This window comes from Limnobacter sp. (genome assembly GCF_043511195.1).
Taxonomy (GTDB): domain Bacteria; phylum Pseudomonadota; class Gammaproteobacteria; order Burkholderiales; family Burkholderiaceae_B; genus Limnobacter.
Map to the genome: position 1 here is coordinate 2,234,270 of NZ_CP121330.1, position 18,121 is coordinate 2,252,390.

General features: G+C 50.9%; 15 protein-coding genes. 6 read left to right on the forward strand and 9 right to left on the reverse strand.

Going from position 1 to position 18,121, the window contains the following annotated elements; translation table 11 throughout:
• Positions 1-29 precede the first annotated feature (29 nt).
• Genes P0D43_RS10625 through trxB form a run of 3 tightly spaced genes read right to left on the reverse strand, consistent with a single transcriptional unit; the run spans position 30 to position 2,607 of the window.
• Complete coding sequence (locus tag P0D43_RS10625) at positions 30-950, reverse strand: alpha/beta fold hydrolase (protein WP_394672393.1); 921 nt, start codon at positions 948-950, stop codon at positions 30-32.
• A gap of 24 nt (positions 951-974) precedes the next feature.
• Entirely contained in the window at positions 975-1,616 is a 642-nt protein-coding gene (locus tag P0D43_RS10630; RefSeq protein ID WP_159570187.1) for a Smr/MutS family protein, read from the reverse strand.
• Between the two features lie 25 nt (positions 1,617-1,641).
• Positions 1,642-2,607: a thioredoxin-disulfide reductase gene (gene trxB / locus P0D43_RS10635; protein ID WP_394672394.1), complete on the reverse strand. Its 966-nt coding sequence runs from the start codon at positions 2,605-2,607 to the stop codon at positions 1,642-1,644.
• Between the two features lie 108 nt (positions 2,608-2,715).
• Here trxB and P0D43_RS10640 point away from each other — a divergent pair, with 108 nt between their 5' ends.
• From P0D43_RS10640 to serS, 4 genes are all read left to right on the forward strand, one after another.
• Positions 2,716-5,028, forward strand: coding sequence for a DNA translocase FtsK (locus tag P0D43_RS10640; RefSeq protein ID WP_394672395.1), 2,313 nt, complete (start codon positions 2,716-2,718; stop codon positions 5,026-5,028).
• Positions 5,029-5,104: 76 nt separating this feature from the next.
• Positions 5,105-5,740, forward strand: a complete 636-nt coding sequence (gene lolA / locus P0D43_RS10645) for an outer membrane lipoprotein chaperone LolA (RefSeq protein ID WP_159570196.1) — start codon at positions 5,105-5,107, stop codon at positions 5,738-5,740.
• Positions 5,737-7,101 (forward strand): replication-associated recombination protein A, encoded by a 1,365-nt coding sequence (locus P0D43_RS10650; RefSeq protein WP_341236376.1) that lies wholly within the window; start codon positions 5,737-5,739, stop codon positions 7,099-7,101. The genes lolA and P0D43_RS10650 overlap by 4 nt, the downstream gene beginning before the upstream one ends.
• Before the next feature lie 83 nt (positions 7,102-7,184).
• Positions 7,185-8,474: a serine--tRNA ligase gene (gene serS / locus P0D43_RS10655; RefSeq protein ID WP_341236375.1), complete on the forward strand. Its 1,290-nt coding sequence runs from the start codon at positions 7,185-7,187 to the stop codon at positions 8,472-8,474.
• 9 nt (positions 8,475-8,483) lie between these two features.
• On the opposite strand, the gene P0D43_RS10660 is transcribed toward serS, so the two are convergent.
• The 3 genes from P0D43_RS10660 to P0D43_RS10670 all read right to left on the reverse strand — a co-directional run bounded on the left by P0D43_RS10660 (position 8,484) and on the right by P0D43_RS10670 (position 11,045).
• Positions 8,484-9,800 (reverse strand): hypothetical protein, encoded by a 1,317-nt coding sequence (locus tag P0D43_RS10660; RefSeq protein WP_394672396.1) that lies wholly within the window; start codon positions 9,798-9,800, stop codon positions 8,484-8,486.
• Positions 9,801-9,884: 84 nt separating this feature from the next.
• A complete protein-coding gene (locus tag P0D43_RS10665) occupies positions 9,885-10,454 on the reverse strand; it encodes a hypothetical protein (protein ID WP_159570208.1) in 570 nt (189 codons plus the stop codon).
• 198 nt (positions 10,455-10,652) lie between these two features.
• The gene (locus P0D43_RS10670; protein WP_341236373.1) at positions 10,653-11,045 is read right to left on the reverse strand and encodes a GIY-YIG nuclease family protein; all 393 of its coding nucleotides are present in this window, start codon (positions 11,043-11,045) and stop codon (positions 10,653-10,655) included.
• 318 nt (positions 11,046-11,363) lie between these two features.
• Between P0D43_RS10670 and P0D43_RS10675 the strand changes: the two genes are divergently transcribed.
• Positions 11,364-11,999: an NYN domain-containing protein gene (locus P0D43_RS10675; RefSeq protein ID WP_394672397.1), complete on the forward strand. Its 636-nt coding sequence runs from the start codon at positions 11,364-11,366 to the stop codon at positions 11,997-11,999.
• Between the two features lie 53 nt (positions 12,000-12,052).
• Here the strand turns inward: P0D43_RS10675 and P0D43_RS10680 are convergent, their stop codons facing one another.
• The gene (locus P0D43_RS10680) at positions 12,053-13,732 is read right to left on the reverse strand and encodes a long-chain fatty acid--CoA ligase (RefSeq protein ID WP_341236372.1); all 1,680 of its coding nucleotides are present in this window, start codon (positions 13,730-13,732) and stop codon (positions 12,053-12,055) included.
• A gap of 76 nt (positions 13,733-13,808) precedes the next feature.
• Complete coding sequence (locus tag P0D43_RS10685; RefSeq protein ID WP_159570220.1) at positions 13,809-14,453, reverse strand: glutathione binding-like protein; 645 nt, start codon at positions 14,451-14,453, stop codon at positions 13,809-13,811.
• A gap of 272 nt (positions 14,454-14,725) precedes the next feature.
• On the opposite strand from P0D43_RS10685, the gene P0D43_RS10690 reads away from it, so the two are divergent.
• The gene (locus P0D43_RS10690; protein WP_341236371.1) at positions 14,726-16,174 is read left to right on the forward strand and encodes a hypothetical protein; all 1,449 of its coding nucleotides are present in this window, start codon (positions 14,726-14,728) and stop codon (positions 16,172-16,174) included.
• A 15-nt stretch (positions 16,175-16,189) separates the two neighbouring features.
• On the opposite strand, the gene P0D43_RS10695 is transcribed toward P0D43_RS10690, so the two are convergent.
• A complete protein-coding gene (locus P0D43_RS10695) occupies positions 16,190-18,115 on the reverse strand; it encodes an ABC-F family ATP-binding cassette domain-containing protein (protein WP_394672398.1) in 1,926 nt (641 codons plus the stop codon).
• Between the last annotated feature and the right edge of the window lie 6 nt (positions 18,116-18,121).

Below are 18,121 nucleotides of genomic sequence, written 5' to 3' on the forward strand. Positions count from 1 at the left end.
CCACCAACACGGCCTTTTCACCGCATTTCTCAGCTCAGGCGGCTGTGAATGATTTCCGTAAAGGTGGGTGCCAGGGGCTCAGGTAGGTCGTGTCCGAGCCCCTTGATTAAATGAAGTTGTGAATTCGGCACCAGCTTGGCAATGCGCTCTGAGCAGGCTTTCTTCAACAAAGGGTCATCCAGCCCGTGAATCACGCAAGTGGGCACCTTGATTTCCCTTGTGTAATCTTCAATTGAACCTGTCGCGACCACGCAATGGGTTTGACGCAAAACGCCAGCAGGTTTGTAGGCACGGTTATAAGACTTGCGGGCCCGCTCACGCAACTTTAGCGGGTCGAGTGGATAGCCGGGGCTTCCAATCGCAGTGAATACGCGTTCCACATGCGCTACAACATCATCTATCTTCTGGCTTTTCGGTTTTTTCAGGAACATGTTGTGCAACACGTTCGGTGTGGGCATGGGCAATTTTGGATTGTTCGTGCTCGACATCAAAGTGACCAGTTTGCCAATTTTCTCGGGTGCTTTGGCGGCCACAATTTGAGAGATCATGCCACCCATGGAAATGCCAAGCAGGTGAGGGCGTTTCAGGTCAAGCGCATCAATCAGGCCAATTGCATCATTGGCCATGATGTCGAGCTTGTAATTCGTTGGGGTGTGCAAACCCAGTTTGTTCCGAATGAATGTGGCAGGCACATTCACCTTCATGCTGGTGGGGTGCTGATCAGTTAGACCGATATCTCGGTTGTCGAAGCGAACCAAGCGATAGCCTCGCTGCAGCAAGGGTGCACAAAATTCATCATTCCACATGGTCAGCTGGCAACCAAGGCCAGCCACCATAAAAATGGTTTCCCCATCGTCGGGGCCAGCAGATTCCCACGCCATGTTCAGGCCGGTTGTATTCGATTTTGCAAAGCCTTGCTGCCATTCGATCGGCTTGCCTGCTGCTTTCATGGATGTTGTCTCCGGTAAGTATTGTTATTGTCGGGCTTTCAATATCACCAGCAGGGCACCAGCACCGCCATCGCGTGGCGGAGCCTGGCAAAAGGCAAGCACCTCGTCCTTTTGCACCAGCCAGCGTTTAACTTTTTCTTTCAGCACGGGTTCTTTGCCAATTGACCCCAAACCTTTGCCGTGAATGATTCTGACACAACGAATGTCATGTTTTACACTGGATCGCAAGAATTCACCTACAGCGGTGCGTGCCTCATCGGAGCGCAGCCCGTGCAAATCAATTTGGGCTTGAATAACCCATTGGCCCTTGCGAAGCTTTTTCAAGGCCTCGACACCCACGCCATTTCGACGATAAGAAAGCTTGTCATCGGTTTCCAGAAACCGCTCAACGTCCATTTCGTCGGAAATGCTTTCCCACAGCACCGCCTCATCATCCATTTCTCGCTGGCGAGCAATTGGAGCCGGCTTTTCAAGTTCGTGAAGTTTCAGGTTGATGTCGGGTAGCGGGGTGACGTCGCGAACCAGTTTCTTGAACAGGTTTGCTTCATCTTGCAGTTTTTTTGCTTCTGCGGCCTTGATTTTTTCCTGGCGTTCGGCCTCCAGGCGCTGCTCTTTGAGCGAGCGCCTGACCCCTTCAAGGTCGGCCATGGAAGTCAGCTTTTTCAAACCATTCTTACCGCAGTGAAAGAAATCAGCCTTCCTGAGATTCTAGCCAGCGTTGCGCATCGAGCGCGGCCATACAACCCGTGCCTGCACTGGTAATGGCTTGGCGGTACACGTGATCTTGTACGTCGCCAGCAGCGAACACACCCTCAACGCTGGTCATGGTGGCCAAACCGTTCAAACCGCTGCGGGTTGTAATGTACCCGTTTTTCATATCGATCTGACCTTCGAAAATATCGGTGTTGGGTTTGTGGCCAATTGCGATAAATACGCCCTGCAAGGCCAAATCCTGGGTTTCGCCGCTTTTTGTTGATTTAATGCGCGCGCCATTCACACCCATTTCATTGCCCAGTACTTCATCCAGTGTGTAATCGATTTTCAGCTCGATTTTCCCTTCTTTCACCTTGTCCATCATCTTGTCGATCAGAATGGCTTCGGCTTTGAACTTGTCACGGCGGTGAATTACGGTCACTTTCTTGGCAATATTGCTCAGGTACAGCGCTTCTTCAACAGCGGTGTTGCCACCACCGACCACACATACCTCTTGACCGCGGTAGAAAAAACCATCGCATGTGGCGCAGGCCGAAACGCCTTTTCCGGCAAATTCTTCTTCAGAGGGCAAGCCCAGGTACATGGCGCTGGCGCCGGTTGCAAGAATAAGTGCATCGCAGGTGTACACGCCCGAGTCACCTTTTAACGTAAATGGACGTTGTTGCAGTTCCACTGTGTGAATATGGTCAAAAATGATCTCTGTGTTAAAACGTTCTGCGTGGGCAAGAAAACGGTTCATCAGATCTGGGCCTTGCACGCCTTCGGCATCGGCGGGCCAGTTGTCCACGTCAGTGGTGGTCATTAATTGGCCACCTTGGGCCATGCCGGTAATCAAAACGGGGTTTAAATTGGCGCGGGCAGCGTACACTGCAGCAGTGTATCCGGCAGGGCCTGAACCCAAAATCAGTACTTTGGCGTGGCGTGGCGTGTTAGAACTGGTCATTGCTACCTCTTTTGTGCTTCAAATGGTGTCTGTTCAAGATATTTCCCTCGAACTTTGTCAGAATACAGACTTCAATTATATGCTGCATTGCGGGCTACTCTTATTACAGTGAATTCCAGGACCACACAAAATACAAGCACTCTTCGAATCAGCAAACTGTTGCTGGAAATTCGTTGGCTGTGCCTGCTTGTTTTCTCTATTTATCTGTTTCTGATTCTGGTGTCGCACAGCAGCAGCGATGACAGCTTCTCTCATGAATCAGGCAGCGGCGTTGTCAGCAACTTTGGCGGGGCAGTGGGCGCCCATTTGTCTGACCTGCTGTTCTTTATCGCGGGTTATTCAGCCTACGCATTGCTCGGCTTGTCTTTCTTCATGTTGTGGCGTGCCCGAAAAATGGTCGACTCAATCGAGCTTCCCGGGTTCAGTGAACCTTTGCCCAAGTGGATCGCCTGGGTCAGGCCCATTGGTTTTGTTGTGTTGTGGGTTGGGCTTATGGGCCTTGAATCCCTGTCAATTTTCAAGGGTGCAAACCTGCCAGCAGGGGCGGGCGGTGTTGTGGGCCAAACAGTGGCCAGTATTTTTCAACAGCTTCTGGGCCTCTCCGGCGCGGTTATGCTGCTGCTGCTGTGTACGGCAGCCGGTCTAAGCGGTTTGTTGGGCCTGAGCTGGGCTGTGATGGCTGAGCGCGTGGGTAGTTTTCTGGAAGGTTTGGTCTTTAAAACCAAAGAACTGGTTACCGCTTATTTCGATCGCAAGGAAGGCAAAAAAGTTGCCCTGGCCCGTGTTGAAAAAGTAGAACAAAAACGCGAAAAGTTTGAAGAACACAAACCCATTCGAATTGAACCAGTGGCCGTGGCTGCCGAACCCTCTGTGCAAGCCATCAAGGAAAAGCAGCAACCTTTGTTTGCTGAACTGACCGAAACCGAGTTACCGCCCTTGGGTCTGCTCGACGAGGCACCTGCCACCATTGAAACTGTGTCGGCGGACACACTTGAATACACCTCCCGCCTGATCGAGAAAAAGCTCAGCGATTTCGGCGTGCAGGTACAAGTAATGGCGGCCCAGCCTGGCCCCGTAATTACCCGTTTTGAAGTAGAGCCCGCCGCCGGGGTAAAAGGTTCGCAGGTGGTGAACTTGGCCAAAGACCTGGCCCGCGCGCTCAGCTTGGTGTCTATTCGGGTGGTAGAAACCATTTACGGCAAAAACCTGATGGGTCTGGAGCTGCCCAACCCACGCCGGCAGGTCGTTAAGCTGACAGAAATTCTGGGTTCGCAGGTGTACAGCACCAACAAATCACCAGTCACCATGGCCTTGGGCAAAGACATTGCTGGCAAGCCGGTGGTGGCCGATCTGGCCAAAATGCCGCACCTGCTGGTTGCAGGTACCACGGGTTCGGGTAAGTCAGTGGGTATCAACGCCATGATTTTGTCGCTGCTGTACAAAAGCGGTGCAGAAGAAGTGCGTTTGATCCTGATCGACCCAAAAATGCTTGAAATGAGCGTGTACGAGGGCATTCCACACTTGCTTTGCCCGGTGGTGACCGACATGCGCCAAGCCGCCAACGCCTTGAACTGGGCTGTGGGCGAAATGGAAAAGCGATACAGGCTGATGAGCAAAATGGGCGTGCGTAACCTGGCTGGCTACAACGTTAAAATTGCGGAAGCCAAGAAAAACGTCACCAGCATTCCCAACCCGTTCAGCCTGACCCCCGATGCCCCTGAACCGCTCGACACCTTGCCGATGCTGGTCATTGTAATTGACGAGTTGGCCGACTTGATGATGGTGGTGGGCAAGAAAATTGAAGAATTGATTGCGCGCCTGGCGCAAAAAGCCCGTGCCGCAGGTATTCACCTGATTTTGGCCACTCAGCGGCCATCGGTCGATGTCATCACAGGCTTGATCAAGGCCAACATTCCAACCCGAATTGCTTTTCAGGTTTCATCCAAAATTGATTCCCGCACCATTCTTGACCAAATGGGCGCTGAGGCGCTGTTGGGACAGGGCGACATGTTGTACCTGCCACCTGGTTCTGGCGTGCCACAGCGTGTACATGGCGCGTTTGTGTCGGATGAAGAAGTACACCGCGTGGTCGAGTACCTGAAAGAGAAGGGCGGTGAGCCCAACTACATTGAAGGCATACTGGAAGGCGGTACTGCTGAAGAAGGTGGCAACGCCAGCATGGATGCCACAGCCGGCAGTTTTGATGGCGAGAAAGACGCTTTGTATGACCAAGCCGTGGGCATCGTGCTGAAGCACCGCCGTGCCTCCATTTCATTTGTGCAGCGCCATTTGCGCATTGGTTATAACCGTGCCGCGCGTTTGCTGGAAAGCATGGAGCAGGCCGGTTTGGTCTCAGCCATGCAGTCCAACGGCAACCGTGAAATTTTGGCGCGTGCCGAGGCTGGGCAAGACGACGATTAAGTTAGGTTAAGTGTGTATACCCTCAGTACCCGCATGCGTTATTTGAGGTGTAACACCCAACAGGAAGTAGAAATTCATGCGCATTCACCAGTTTTTTAGTCGTACTCTCTTGGCTGTAGCCGTTTTTGCGGGTACAAGCTCTGCTGCTTGGGCCTCTGCCCAAGAGGCTTTGAGCAACTTTGTAAAAAACCGCGGTTTCGCAGAAGGGCAGTTTTCCCAGGTGGTCATATCGCCCAGCGGTGCAGTGAAGCAGCGCGGAACGGGTGAATTCACCTTCTCGCGTCCCGGTAAGTTTCGCTGGGAAATCAAAAAGCCTTATCCCTTGCTTTTGTTGTCCAACGGGAACACAGTGGTTTCTTACGATGAAGACATGGGCCACGCCACCCAAAAGCCGATTGGTAATGCCATGGATTCCACGCCAGTTGCCCTGTTGTTTGGCAGCAAAGACGTCGACAAGCTGTTTAATCTGAAAGACGAAGGCATGAAGGACGGCAAGGAGTGGTTGGTGATCCGACCCAAAGACAAAGACAACCTGTTCGACTACGCCCGCATTGGCTGGAAAGACGGATTGCCCGTGAACCTGGAAATTCACGATGCCTTGGGGCAAGTCACCCAACTGGAATTGACCAATTGGGACTTTGCCAAGCAACGCCCCGCCAGTTATTTTGATTTCAAAGCCCCTGCGGGTGTCGACCTTATCAAAACGCAATGACCTCGGACTTGTTTGGCGATGAACCAAACCAAACGCCCCAGTTGCCTACAGGCAAACCGACAGCCCAGCCTGTTCGGGGGGCAATACCCTTGGCGGAGCGAATCCGCCCAAACCTGCTCTCCGAAGTTGTTGGCCAAGCCCACCTGTTAGGTCCGGGCAAACCGCTTACCTTGCTGTTCGAGCAGCAGCATGTGCATTCACTAATTTTGTGGGGCCCGCCAGGTGTGGGCAAAACCACCTTGGCTCGCCTTCTGGCGGGAGCAGCGAACTCGCAGTTTATTGCCTTGTCGGCGGTGCTTTCCGGCGTCAAAGAAATTCGTGCGGCCATTGAACAAGCCAGTGAATACGCCCGCACCGGCAAATCCACCATTTTGTTCATCGATGAAATTCACCGTTTCAACAAATCGCAACAAGATGCATTGCTGCCCTTCGTGGAATCGGGATTGGTCACCTTCATTGGCGCCACCACTGAAAACCCCTCGTTCGAAGTCAATTCAGCCTTGTTGTCGCGCTCACAGGTGTACGTACTCAAAAGCCTGGATGCCAACGATTTCACACGCCTTCTGGTCCGCGCGCAGGCAGAGTTAGGCACTGAAATTACGGTGGAAAGCGATGCGTTTGATGCCCTGTGCAGTTACGCCGATGGCGATGCACGCCGCTTTCTGAATTTGCTTGAAATTACGTTGCTGCAAATCAAGGCACAAGGCCTGAGCAGCTTGAGTTTGCCAGCATTAAAACAAATTGCACCCTCGCAAATTCGTCGCTTTGACAAGGGCGGCGATGCCTTTTACGATCAAATCTCGGCACTGCACAAATCGGTACGCGGCTCCGACCCCGATGCAGCTTTGTACTGGTTTTGCCGCATGCTGGATGGTGGGGCTGATCCCCGCTACATGGCGCGCCGCATTGTGCGCATGGCCTGGGAAGACATAGGGCTGGCTGACCCGCGCGCTTTTACCATTGCCAACGAGGCTGCACAAACCTATGAACGCTTGGGCAGCCCCGAAGGCGAGCTTGCATTGGCCCAGTGTGTGCTGTACCTGGCGATTGCTGCAAAAAGCAATGCGGGTTACAACGCCTACAAGCAAGCCATGGCCCATGTGAAGCAAAGCAGTTCCATGCCTGTGCCCATGCATTTGCGCAATGCACCCACCAATTTAATGAATGAACTGGGGCACGGCAGTGGCTATCGTTATGCCCACGATGAAGAAGCAGGTCATGCTGCTGGCGAGAGTTATTGGCCTGATGGCATGCAAGCACCCCAGTTTTATCAGCCCACAGACCGTGGGCTGGAGGGTAAAATTGCAGAAAAGATGAACTGGCTTGCCCAGCGCAACGCCGAAGCACGCCAAAAAAAGTAAGAAGCACCCACGTTCAGCCTTATCGGGCTTGAAGATTTAGTACCATCACCGCTATTCACATCAACGCATTTCGAGAAATTTTCATGCTAGACATTCAATTGCTTCGCAAAGACCTGAACCATGTGGCCGAACGCCTTGCCCAACGCGGCTACAGCCTCGACATGGTGCAGTTCAATGTGCTTGAAGGCAAACGCAAGCAACTACAAACCAGCACCGAGGAATTACAGGCCAAGCGCAACAGCATGTCCAAGCAAATTGGCCAATTAAAGGCCAAGGGTGAAGATGTGTCGGCTGTGATGGCGGAAGTGGCTGGCTTGGGCGATGAGTTGAAGCGCAATGAGACCGATTTGACCGCCTTGCAAGAAGAGGTGAATTCGTTTTTGCTGAACATTCCCAATTTGCCCCATGAAACAGTGCCTGCAGGCAAGTCGGAAGAAGACAATGTGGAACTGCGCCGTTGGGGAACACCCTCCCAGTTTGATTTCGACGCAAAAGACCATGTCGACTTGGGCGAGAAGCTTGGACTTGATTTCGAGACTGCTGCCAATTTGTCAGGTTCACGTTTTGCCGTGCTGAAGGGGCAAATTGCCAAGCTGCATCGTGCTTTGGCGCAGTTCATGCTCGACACCCACACCGAGCAGCACGGGTACACCGAGCACTACACGCCCTATATTGTGCGTGGCGAAACCTTGAAAGGCACTGGTCAGCTGCCCAAATTTGCAGATGATCTTTTTTCGGTGAAAAAGGGTGGAGAAGAGGGCACATCGGAACCTTTGTACTTGATCCCAACCGCCGAGGTCACCTTGACCAACTTGGTGGCTGATCAAATTCTGAAAGCCGCTGACTTGCCCATCAAAATGACCGCGCACTCACCCTGTTTCCGTTCCGAGGCGGGCAGCTATGGCCGTGACACGCGTGGTTTGATTCGCCAACACCAATTCGACAAAGTGGAAATGGTGCGCATTGAAAACCCGGAAAATTCTTATGCGGCACTGGACGAAATGACCCAACACGCAGAGAACATTCTGCAAAAACTGGGTTTGCCTTACCGCGTAATTGTTTTGTGCACCGGCGACATGGGCTTTGGCTCCACCCGCACCCACGACATTGAAGTGTGGCTACCCGCCCAAAATACCTATCGCGAAATTTCTTCATGCTCGAACTGCGAGAGCTTTCAGGCACGCCGTATGAAAGCCCGATTCAAGAACGACGCAGGCAAAACCGAATTTGTTCACACCTTGAACGGATCCGGCTTGGCAGTGGGGCGCACTTTGGTGGCTGTACTTGAGAATTATCAGCAGGCCGATGGCTCTGTAAAAGTGCCCGAAGTTCTTCAGCCCTACATGGGCGGAAAAACTGTGTTGAAAGCCTGATTTGATGGCTTAAGCCTGCTGCGCAGGCAACAAAACAGGGCTAAGCACGCATGCCAATGCCGAAAGGCCACTAAAGGCCCACAACATGGCGTGTGTGTTTTGCCCGGCCAACAGGCTAACCAGCGCACCTATGATCAAAATCAGAAACCCGATTGCTGTATTGCTAACCGCAACATAGGCTGAGCGGGTTTCTGCAGTGGCCATGTCCACAAGCAGTGTTTTTCGACCCAAACGCACACCAGCCAGGCACACCGAAGCCATGAAGTAAGCGCTGACGAACAATGTCAACGCGTTGATATTTGCCTCAAGCTGCAGAACCAACAGCACAGCAATGCCGACCAAGGCATTGATTCCACTGGCAATTGCCATCAGGCTTCGGCTTGAGTAATCGGCCAAACGCCCCCAAACGTATCCCGATACTGTATTTGCCAATCCGGAAACTATTAAAAACAGACCGATCAAGGCGGCATTGCCCAAGGCATTCTGGGCCAGAATGATCAACATGGGTGCACCCAGTGACACGCTGAGCAACAAAGTACGAACAATCACGAAATTGCGAAAGGGCTTGTCATCTTTCAGCAAACGAAGCGATTTCAGAGCCTCGATACCTGCGTTGCAGCCCCCCTCGGTTGCTCCTGGTTCTTCCCGAATCGCCCAAATGGCAATTGATGCGACTATCCAGCACAGCCCAGCAATACCAAACAGGCTTGCCAGTATTACTTCGTTGTTTTTAATTTGATTGTAGAAACCCAGGTTGAGCCCGAGAAGCAGGGTAAAGATGCCAGAAACGCTGGTGGCCAAACCCATCAGTGTGCCGCGCCGCGACTTCGACACAGTTTTTCCCAGTACGTCTTTGGCTGCAACAGAGCATATCCCGCGCGCGAAACTGAACACCAGCAATGCAGCAAAAATCAGCCAACTCGCCTTTTCCGCTTGCAAATCAAGCATTAATGCAAATCCGCATGCCCACAGGGCAAAGCCACTGAGTAAACCCCCAAGCATCCACACGTATTTTCGCAGCGCTTTTGCCCTTATTTTTGCGGCAATGAAAAGCTGGGGAAGCAATACACCAGATTCTCGAATGGGCACGGCCAGCGACACCAGCAACATGGGTGCACCCAGCAGACCAAGTACCCAAGGGAATACCAATCGGGCGCTGGCCACTTCATCAGCCAATTTAGTGAAAAAATTGCTCAGCAGGTGCAAGAAAAAATTGACGGGTTGGTGTTTACAGGACTCGTCGGGAATGTCCTTGCACACGCGCGCGTCTTCGTCGCCCGTGATCAAATCGTACAGGGCAGTGGCTTTGGAATTGGTTTGTTGCATGGCGATACTTTAGCAATTAAAAAGGCACCCGAAGGTGCCTTTTAGAGCAAATGCTTAAGCCGTGTAAGCAAAGTGACAAGCCATTTACTGCGCGCCGACAGTGGCCTTGATGGCTGCGATGAATTTCTCGCTTTGCGCAATATTGCTCACAGTGGCTTCCAGGCCATGACGGGCTGAGGCCAAGCGAATAAAACGCTCCATGCGGCGGGTTTCATGCTTGTTCCAGCGCACTGTGAATGAAACAACCCGATTGTTGTCGATCCATACATTGCTGGGTTTAAGGAACATGAAGTCGCCCAAGGCCACTTTGGGCAAGCCTACTTGCCCGCTTGCATCCACGCCTGTGAATTGAACCAGCAATGGTGTTCCGTTTTGAAGCCAGCTGTTGTTTTCGATGGCGTCACAGAAAATTGAGCAGGTAGACCAAGTGAGTCCACTGTAGCGAACCATGAACGCAAGTCTGGATTCTTCGAAATTATCTGTTACATCTGAACCCACTGCAGCCAAATCTTCAGGTTTTACCTTAAGTGCCAAGAGTTCTTGTTCAAGCGTACTGTAAGCAATACTCGAACGAATTTGATCCGGAATAGGCTTGACCTGTAACCAGTGGAACAGGCAATAAGACCGAGTCAAACGCTCTGCAATCGAACTCATGGTGAACTCCCGATAAACATGCTGCAACGTTATTGGTACTAGGCTCGGAGTTTTTCAGATTCACACCGAGACTCTAACCAAACCCCTTGACTCAACAATCAAAAGTAATACCGATTTGTGGGTAAGAATCAAGAAAAGGTTCAATTATTGTTAACGCTGAACTTGAAAATTGGAATACCAGTTTCTTAAAAAAGTTGCTTAAGCTGCCTTTTCCTGCTTCTTTTGCTGTTCTCCTACTCGTTTTACAGAATATTCGCTGAGAAATTGTGACAATAAGTTGTCCCAATCAGGGTTCAGTGACTCAATTAACAAAAGACGCATATCCCGAGGCCAGTTTCTGACCCGGCGCAGTCGGGCTACAAATTTGTCGTGATCAGTCCAAACTTCGAAATAAACAAGGCGATCGAGCCTGTGATAGTGCGCATAGTCACGGCGCACGCCCTGAATATGTTCATCCATACGGGTAGCGAGACAGTTTGTATCACCAAGATACAGGGGGCCATTGGGTTTGCTGTTCGACAAAATATACAGCCAGTATTTGTCTTGTTTTCTGGCGGTGTCTTGCAAGCTACTGTCCGGGTTTCTGCTCAATTCATCCTCCGCGCCATTCGGTTGTATGGGTATTAAAAATATGTAAGTACAATACTTATTGATTGTATGTGTATTGCCTATTTTGCAGTGCGGCTTTCTCCCTCTTAATGGGTGGCACCATCGCTATTTTTGACGGATATTAGGTGGTAATATACGAATGGAGAATTATTTACTACAGTCGGAATGAAACCGACAAATTAATTATTATTATATTTATCAAAGGCTTATATGCTCACAGCTATCCTTGTGGATGGTCCGTTTTTCATTCGCAGAATTCGTCAAATTTTCCCAAGTTCGGTTCACCATGATGCAAAAGTCATGGCCGATCTGGTGTGGCGCTTGTCAGCGGCACATTTGTTTGAGCGAAATCAGCCAAAACGCCATCTATTTCGCATTTTCTTCTATGACACGCCAGTCTTCACCCAACGGGTGACGTTGCCAATTTCCCGCCAGCAAATCGATTTGTCCAAATCCAAAGAGGGACAATTTCGGGTCGCTTTTCAGCGTCAACTACAAAGAAAAAGAAAGTTGGCAGTGAAGTTGGGGGAGGCTCGTGAGGCGGATACCTGGAAACTCAATGAAGACGCTTTAGCCGATCTGCTCGGCAAGCGCATTACGGTTGATGATCTGGCCGACGATGACTTCACGCCTGGCTCGCACCCGAAAGGCATTGAATTACGCATGGGCGTTGACTTAGCCACCTTGGCTTACAAGCGGCAGGTTCAACAGGTGGTGCTGCTGACCGGCGACGGCGCATTTTCAAGCGCTGCTGAATTATTGCGCCACGAAGGGGTCGACGTGGTGTTAGACCCAATGTGGCAGAATATTTCCGAAGATTTGTTCTCTTATATCGACGGACTCCGGTCGACATGTCCACCACCTGAGCGAGCCGCAGACTTTCTGGCCCGGATCGGATCCGACAACTACGATCATGACGATTTGCCTGCTGAATAAAAAAAGCCCACTGGAAAGTGGGCTTTTTTCTGCAGGGTTCGAAGCGGAAGGGTTTAGTCTCCCATCCCTTCGGCATAAAGGTCGTTGATTCTGTCCTTGAATGCTTCAGTCACTTTGACGCGTTTTACCTTCAACGTTGGTGTCAGCAGACCATTGTCCACCGTCCAGGGTTCTTTGGTAGTAATGATTCGCCGCACGCGAATGTAGCGGGGCAAATGCTGCAAACGTTCATTGGCGCGCTTGATCAGCTCTTTTTCATTGGAGTTGGCCGTTACGGCAATCATGCCAATAAAAGAGCGACCTTCGCCGATCAAAACGATCTGTTCAAATACGTCGTCACCAATAATGGCCATTTCAGCGTCTTGAGGGGAAAACTTTTCACCGTTGGACAGCACCATGATATCTTTGATCCGGCCACGAATATAAATCCGTTTGTCCTTGATCTCGGCAACGTCACCTGTGTGCAGCCAGCCATCCTCATCAATCGCAGTTTTCGTGGCTTCCTCGTTTTGCCAGTAACCCAGCATGATGTTGGGCCCACGCGCGAGTAGTTCATCATTTTCGCCCAACATGACTTCGACATTGGGCAAGGCTGGGCCAACAGATTCAGGAACATTGCCTTCTGGACGGTTCACCGAGATAACCGGACACGCCTCAGTCATGCCGTAGCCATGAAGAATGGGAAGTCCCATCGCAATAAAGGCTTTGGCAATTGTGCTGTCCAAGGCAGCCCCACCCACCACGGCCAATCGCAAGCGACCGCCTAGTCGTTCCAGAATGGGTTGAGCCACTTTTGCACGCAGAAGCGGAAGCTGAAAATGATCCAGAATTCCGCCTTTGCCTTGTTCCATGCGCCAACCCACATCGACCAGCTTCTCAAATGCTTTTCGCTTGAAACGGGAATCTTTCACAGAGGCCTGAATACGGCCGTAAAACTTTTCGAAAATGCGCGGAACCGCAAACAGCACCGTTGGTGCCTGTGTGGCCAGGTCTTCGGGCAATTGGTTAATACCACGTGCATAGGTAACCTTTGCACCCACACGCAAGGGCAGGTAATAGCCGCCGGTGCGCTCGAACATGTGCGACATCGGGAGGAATGACAAAAACACGTCTTCCGGCTTTGCGATGTCCAACTGAAAGCAACTGTCTACGTTGGCGATCACGTTTTTGTGCGACAGCATGACGCCCTTCGGACGTCCTGATGTGCCGGATGTGTAACAAATTGTAGCCAGCGTATTTTGTTCGAGATCAAGAAGCTCAAAAGCCTCTAATTTCTTTTCGACACTTTTCAGGGCATATGTCGCGTTCTCGACGCCATCTGCTTCTTTTTCAATGTCCGATCTGATCGACAAAACCCGCACATCTTTCAGGTTTTCTTTTAGCAGGTTACGGGCAATACGGTCATTTTCAACCACGACCACCCTAGAACCGGAATCTTGTATGCAATAAGCAATGTTGCTTGGATTGTCGTCCACATACAGTGGCACTGAAACAAGTCCCATGGCCACTGCCGCTTGGTCAAATGCCACCCAGTGCACGCTGTTTTTCAGGCAAATTGCAACCCTGTCGCCCGCCTGCAAACCCATGGACCGGAAAAAAGCTTGCCAGGTGCGAGCCAAGTCAATCATTTCCCGTGCTTTGAAATCTACCCATTCGTTATCAATGAACTGACGGTACAACATACGATTGGGGGTGTCGTCATGTTGGAACAAGAATGTGGCGATGTTCGCCATAAGGAGGTCTCCCGAATTTCTGTTTTTATAAAATTGACCGTAGTGTACTGAACAGTTTAAGAATTGATAAGAACACTCATTCTAGATTTACATTCAAGCCTTGAATGACAGCGGGGCGGGCACTTAATTCTTCGTACCATTTGTGCACTGCAGGATAGTCACTTAATTCAATTCCCTGGCGTTGCCAGCGATAAACCCAGGGATACAGCGCCATGTCAGCGATGGAATAAGTTTCCCCCGCAATGTAGGAAAAACGACTCAACTGTTTGTTGATGACTTCATAAAGCCTTTTGGCTTCATTGGTGTATCGGTTAACAGCATATTCAATTGGTTCGGGTGCGTAAATCCGGAAATGGTGCGCTTGCCCCAGCATGGGGCCCACACCGCCCATTTGAAACATCAGCCATTGGATGATCGACAGGCGTTCGCGGTAGTTTTGCCCGAAAAACTGACCGGTTTTTTCGGCCAGATACATCAGAATGGCGCCACTTTCAAACATCTCGATTGGCTCGCCATCGGGGCCATTGTGATCAATGATTGCCGGTATTTTATTGTTGGGGCTGAATTTGAGGAATTCAGGTTTGAATTGATCGCCCTTGCCGATATCGACCGGAATCGCTTTCCAGTTGAGCCCCATTTCTTCACAGGCAATATGAATTTTGTAGCCATTGGGGGTCGCCCAGGTGTACACCTCAATCGGTTTATCTTGCGCTGTATTCAATCAATACGCTCCAGTGCTGCGAGTGGGTTAACACGTTCGTGTTAGGTCATTTCAAGGATACCTTACTCACAGTTGTCGTGGGTATGCTAAGGCCTGCTGGAACAATTGAACCGAGAGTAAACATGCCGATTTTCTGGACACCAAAACCACACGCGATGCATTGTTTATTGCCATCTGCTCTTGGTCTTTTGATTGCGCTTGTTCCAGTTTCAGCTTTAAGTCTGGAGATTTCTACACCGGTCGGTGTTCAGCAGATCGGAAGGCATCTTGACTTGAAAAGTACGCTGAGCAATGTACCCGAAGGTGTCGAATCACAACTAAGGTCAACGTGTCTTAGAGCAACAATACATTCGCTGGAGAGCAGCTCGGTAAGCCATGGTTCGGCCCTGTCAAACGAGGTGCTGGTTAACTTTGATCCAACAATTCGCCAAGGCGGTTTGCTTGAATTCAAATCGGTGGTCCCTGTACATGACACCTTGATTGAGATGAAGCTGGTCTCTGAATGTCCTTTGATTGTATTTAGTACAAAGTGGACATTCATCATGAAACAAGCCGAAGTACAGGCCAAGGATTCTCTTCAATCCAAAGCCACAAAGTCCTCTCTGGTTTTTGATCCGGAGGGCTCTGAGTTGTTGGCCAGTTCACGCAAACCGCCCACGCCGCAACTTGATGAGCACCCGGCATGGTTTAAACAAGAGAAAGAAGGCAATACCACAAGTTCGAAAGAGGAGCCTGAGCATACGAATACTGAATTGAGTGAGCAAGGCACTGGCGCTGGAAGTTCAGGCGATGCATTGAAGGTGGCTTCGCTGGATACGAATTTGTTTGGTGCAGGATTGATTGAAAGCCGCAGAGATGCGGCCAATGCCTGGTCAGGCCTTGGATTGGATGAATACCCGGTTGAAACGAGCCCCGCTGCAATGACGCCTGATTTGATGTTGCCGGTGTCTTTGGCTGGCCTCTTTTCATTGATCCTTGCTTGGTTTGCCTATCGCCGTTACTCGATCAAGAAGAAAGTCACCGCGTCGAATCAGATCGAGCCAAACGATGCGGGTTTCGTACATTCGGACGCTGGGCGACACGACATTGGTTCAATAAGCCGTGAACATGCCATGGCATTCGCAGCCGAGCCTGCTGCTTCCTCGCTCGGAAGTCATCTGGTTCTCGAGTCTTTAATTGGAAATGATGAGCAAGATTTTGATGGGGAAATGAATGCATTGGGGAATCCGGTCAATTCAGACCTCATGGATTCCAGCAACCGATCTTCCTTGAAAATAAGCCTTGAACTGATCAACCGCGCAGACATACCCGGCTGGAAGCTGCCTGCGTCTTACTCTGGTTTGGTGGAGGCACGCAATCGATCACTGGAATTGCACCGGACACTGGATGCCCTGTTGCTTCGTAGTCAAATTGGTTTGATAGAACTAGCATTTCAGGATGCCAAGCAAGGACAGTTAACGGCCGAACAAACGACCCTGGAATTGCTGGAACAAGTGATGGGCGATCAGTTGCATGAAATCGACTCGAAACCTACGCTGTGTGTTCCCGACGTTGTTAAAAGTCATGTTCGCGCCAAGATGTGCGAAGTGGTCGGCGCCGAAAAGCGCCAACTGCTTCGAGAGAATTTGTTGAACCTGAACCGCCAAGTTGTCAGCCCGGCAGTTTGTTTTAGTTCGAATGCCTGGCGCGAATTCTTGAGCGAGGAGGGCATTCTGGATTAGTGGTTTGAGTGATGATCAGGAAACGCCCAAAGACTCTTCCAGCTGTTCGATTTCAAGCATCAGTTCCAGCAGCTCGGTTTCTGATCTCTCCAGGCGGGTGGCTATCCCATCACGATCTTTGTGAAGTTCTGCGGCTTTTCTGGAGTCCTCTGGTTTGCTGTAGTCGACCTTCAACAGGGCCTCATCAATTTTGATCAGTTTGGGCTGGTCAGCTTCAATTTGCTTCTCAAGCTTTTTGGCCTGATTGCCCAACTGTTTAATTCTTTGGCTGACCACCTGCCGGTCTACCGGTGGACGCGCCTGTGCAGAATTTGTACTTTTGGGTGCTGTTGCACCGCCCGTTTGTTTGTTGCGCTGATTTTCCGCGTTTGTTTCCTTGCGCAATAGTTCAGCATAGTCATCGAGGTCACCATCAAACTCAGTGACTGCGCCTTGGTGCACGCGCCAAAAGCGATCCGTGATTGATTCCAGCAAATGTCTGTCGTGAGAAACCATGACCAAGGCACCTTCAAATTCCAACAGGCTGCTGGCCAAAGCCTGACGGGTTGCAATGTCCAGGTGGTTGGTGGGTTCATCAAGCAACAGCAGGTTGGGGCGTTTATAAGCCAACAAGGCCAAGGCCAGGCGCGATTTTTCTCCACCGGAAAAACTGCCCACCAGCTGACGCACTTTGTCATCGCGAAAATGAAAACGCGCTAAAAATTCACGAGATTTTTGTTCTGAAATTTGCCGCTCCAGTCGCGACATGTGTTGCAAGGGGGTGGCATTCATGTCGAGCGATTCAATTTGGTCTTGCGCGAAATAGCCATACACCAGCCCTTTGCCCTCAACCCTTTCGCCACCCAACATAGCTAGTTCACCCACCAAGGTTTTAACCAAGGTGGTTTTGCCGTTGCCGTTTGCACCCAACAAACCGATGCGATCGCCAGGACGAAGTTCAAGGCTGATGTTTTTCAGAACAGGCGCTACGCCAGCGTAGCCACAATCGCTGCGGTTCAGCACGACCAAGGGATCTGGGCTTTTATGGGGTTCCATGAAGGGAATGGCCACATGGGGTTCCACTTGCAATGTTTCAATCAATTTGATTTTTTCAAGGCGTTTGACCCGGCTTTGTGCCTGTTTTGCCTTGGAGGCCTTGGCCTTGAAGCGGTCAACAAACTTTTGCAGCTTTTCCATTTCGCCTGCTGCTTTTTTGTTCGCTTGGCTGACTTGTTCTGAGCGCTCGGCAAAAGCGCGCTCAAAGGCAGAATATCCTCCGGTGTACTTGGTCAGCTTTTCGCTGCTCAGGTGAACAGTGTGTGTACAGACTTCGTCCAGAAAGTCACGGTCGTGAGAAACCAGAATGACTGTGCTGTTGACCTGCTTGATCCATTGTTCGAGCCAAACCACTGCTTCAATGTCCAGGTGGTTGGTGGGTTCGTCCAGCAAAATAAGATCAGCTCTGGAGCCCAATACCTTGGCCAGGTTCAAACGCATTTTCCAGCCACCGGAAAACTCGCCCACTTTGCGTTGCAAGTCTTCGGTTTTAAAACCCAAACCATTCAGAATTGTGGCCACGCGTGCTTCGGCGGTGTACCCATCCAGATTTTCAAGTTCTTCGTACAAGTGACCCAATTGTTCCATGTCACCGCTTTCTTCCACCGCATGAATTTTCTGCCGAACTTCATGCAAGGCACGGTCGCCTTCCAGCGCGAAATCGATCACGCTGAGGTGGTTCGCTGTCACTTCCTGATCGATCCAGGACAAGCGCCAAACCTTGGGCAAATCGATGCTGCCCTGGTCAACGTGCAATTCGCCAAGCAGTGCGCTGAGGAAACTGGATTTGCCTGCACCATTGTGGCCAATCAGGCCGACTTTTTCGCCGGGGAACAGGGTAAGTTCAGCGTTGGTTAAAATGGGCTTGCTGCCCCGTGCAATGCTGAGGTTATTGATTTGAATCATTGAATG

What these genes read in the sequence shown, in the direction of transcription:
- P0D43_RS10680 (WP_341236372.1), bottom strand. Translation starts at nt 13,732, where the DNA reads ATGGCGAACATCGCCACATTCTTGTTCCAACATGACGACACCCCCAAT.
- lolA (WP_159570196.1), top strand. Translation starts at nt 5,105, where the DNA reads ATGCGCATTCACCAGTTTTTTAGTCGTACTCTCTTGGCTGTAGCCGTT.
- P0D43_RS10650 (WP_341236376.1), top strand. Translation starts at nt 5,737, where the DNA reads ATGACCTCGGACTTGTTTGGCGATGAACCAAACCAAACGCCCCAGTTG.
- P0D43_RS10695 (WP_394672398.1), bottom strand. Translation starts at nt 18,115, where the DNA reads ATGATTCAAATCAATAACCTCAGCATTGCACGGGGCAGCAAGCCCATT.
- serS (WP_341236375.1), top strand. Translation starts at nt 7,185, where the DNA reads ATGCTAGACATTCAATTGCTTCGCAAAGACCTGAACCATGTGGCCGAA.
- trxB (WP_394672394.1), bottom strand. Translation starts at nt 2,607, where the DNA reads ATGACCAGTTCTAACACGCCACGCCACGCCAAAGTACTGATTTTGGGT.
- P0D43_RS10675 (WP_394672397.1), top strand. Translation starts at nt 11,364, where the DNA reads ATGGCCGATCTGGTGTGGCGCTTGTCAGCGGCACATTTGTTTGAGCGA.
- P0D43_RS10625 (WP_394672393.1), bottom strand. Translation starts at nt 950, where the DNA reads ATGAAAGCAGCAGGCAAGCCGATCGAATGGCAGCAAGGCTTTGCAAAA.
- P0D43_RS10660 (WP_394672396.1), bottom strand. Translation starts at nt 9,800, where the DNA reads ATGCAACAAACCAATTCCAAAGCCACTGCCCTGTACGATTTGATCACG.
- P0D43_RS10665 (WP_159570208.1), bottom strand. Translation starts at nt 10,454, where the DNA reads ATGAGTTCGATTGCAGAGCGTTTGACTCGGTCTTATTGCCTGTTCCAC.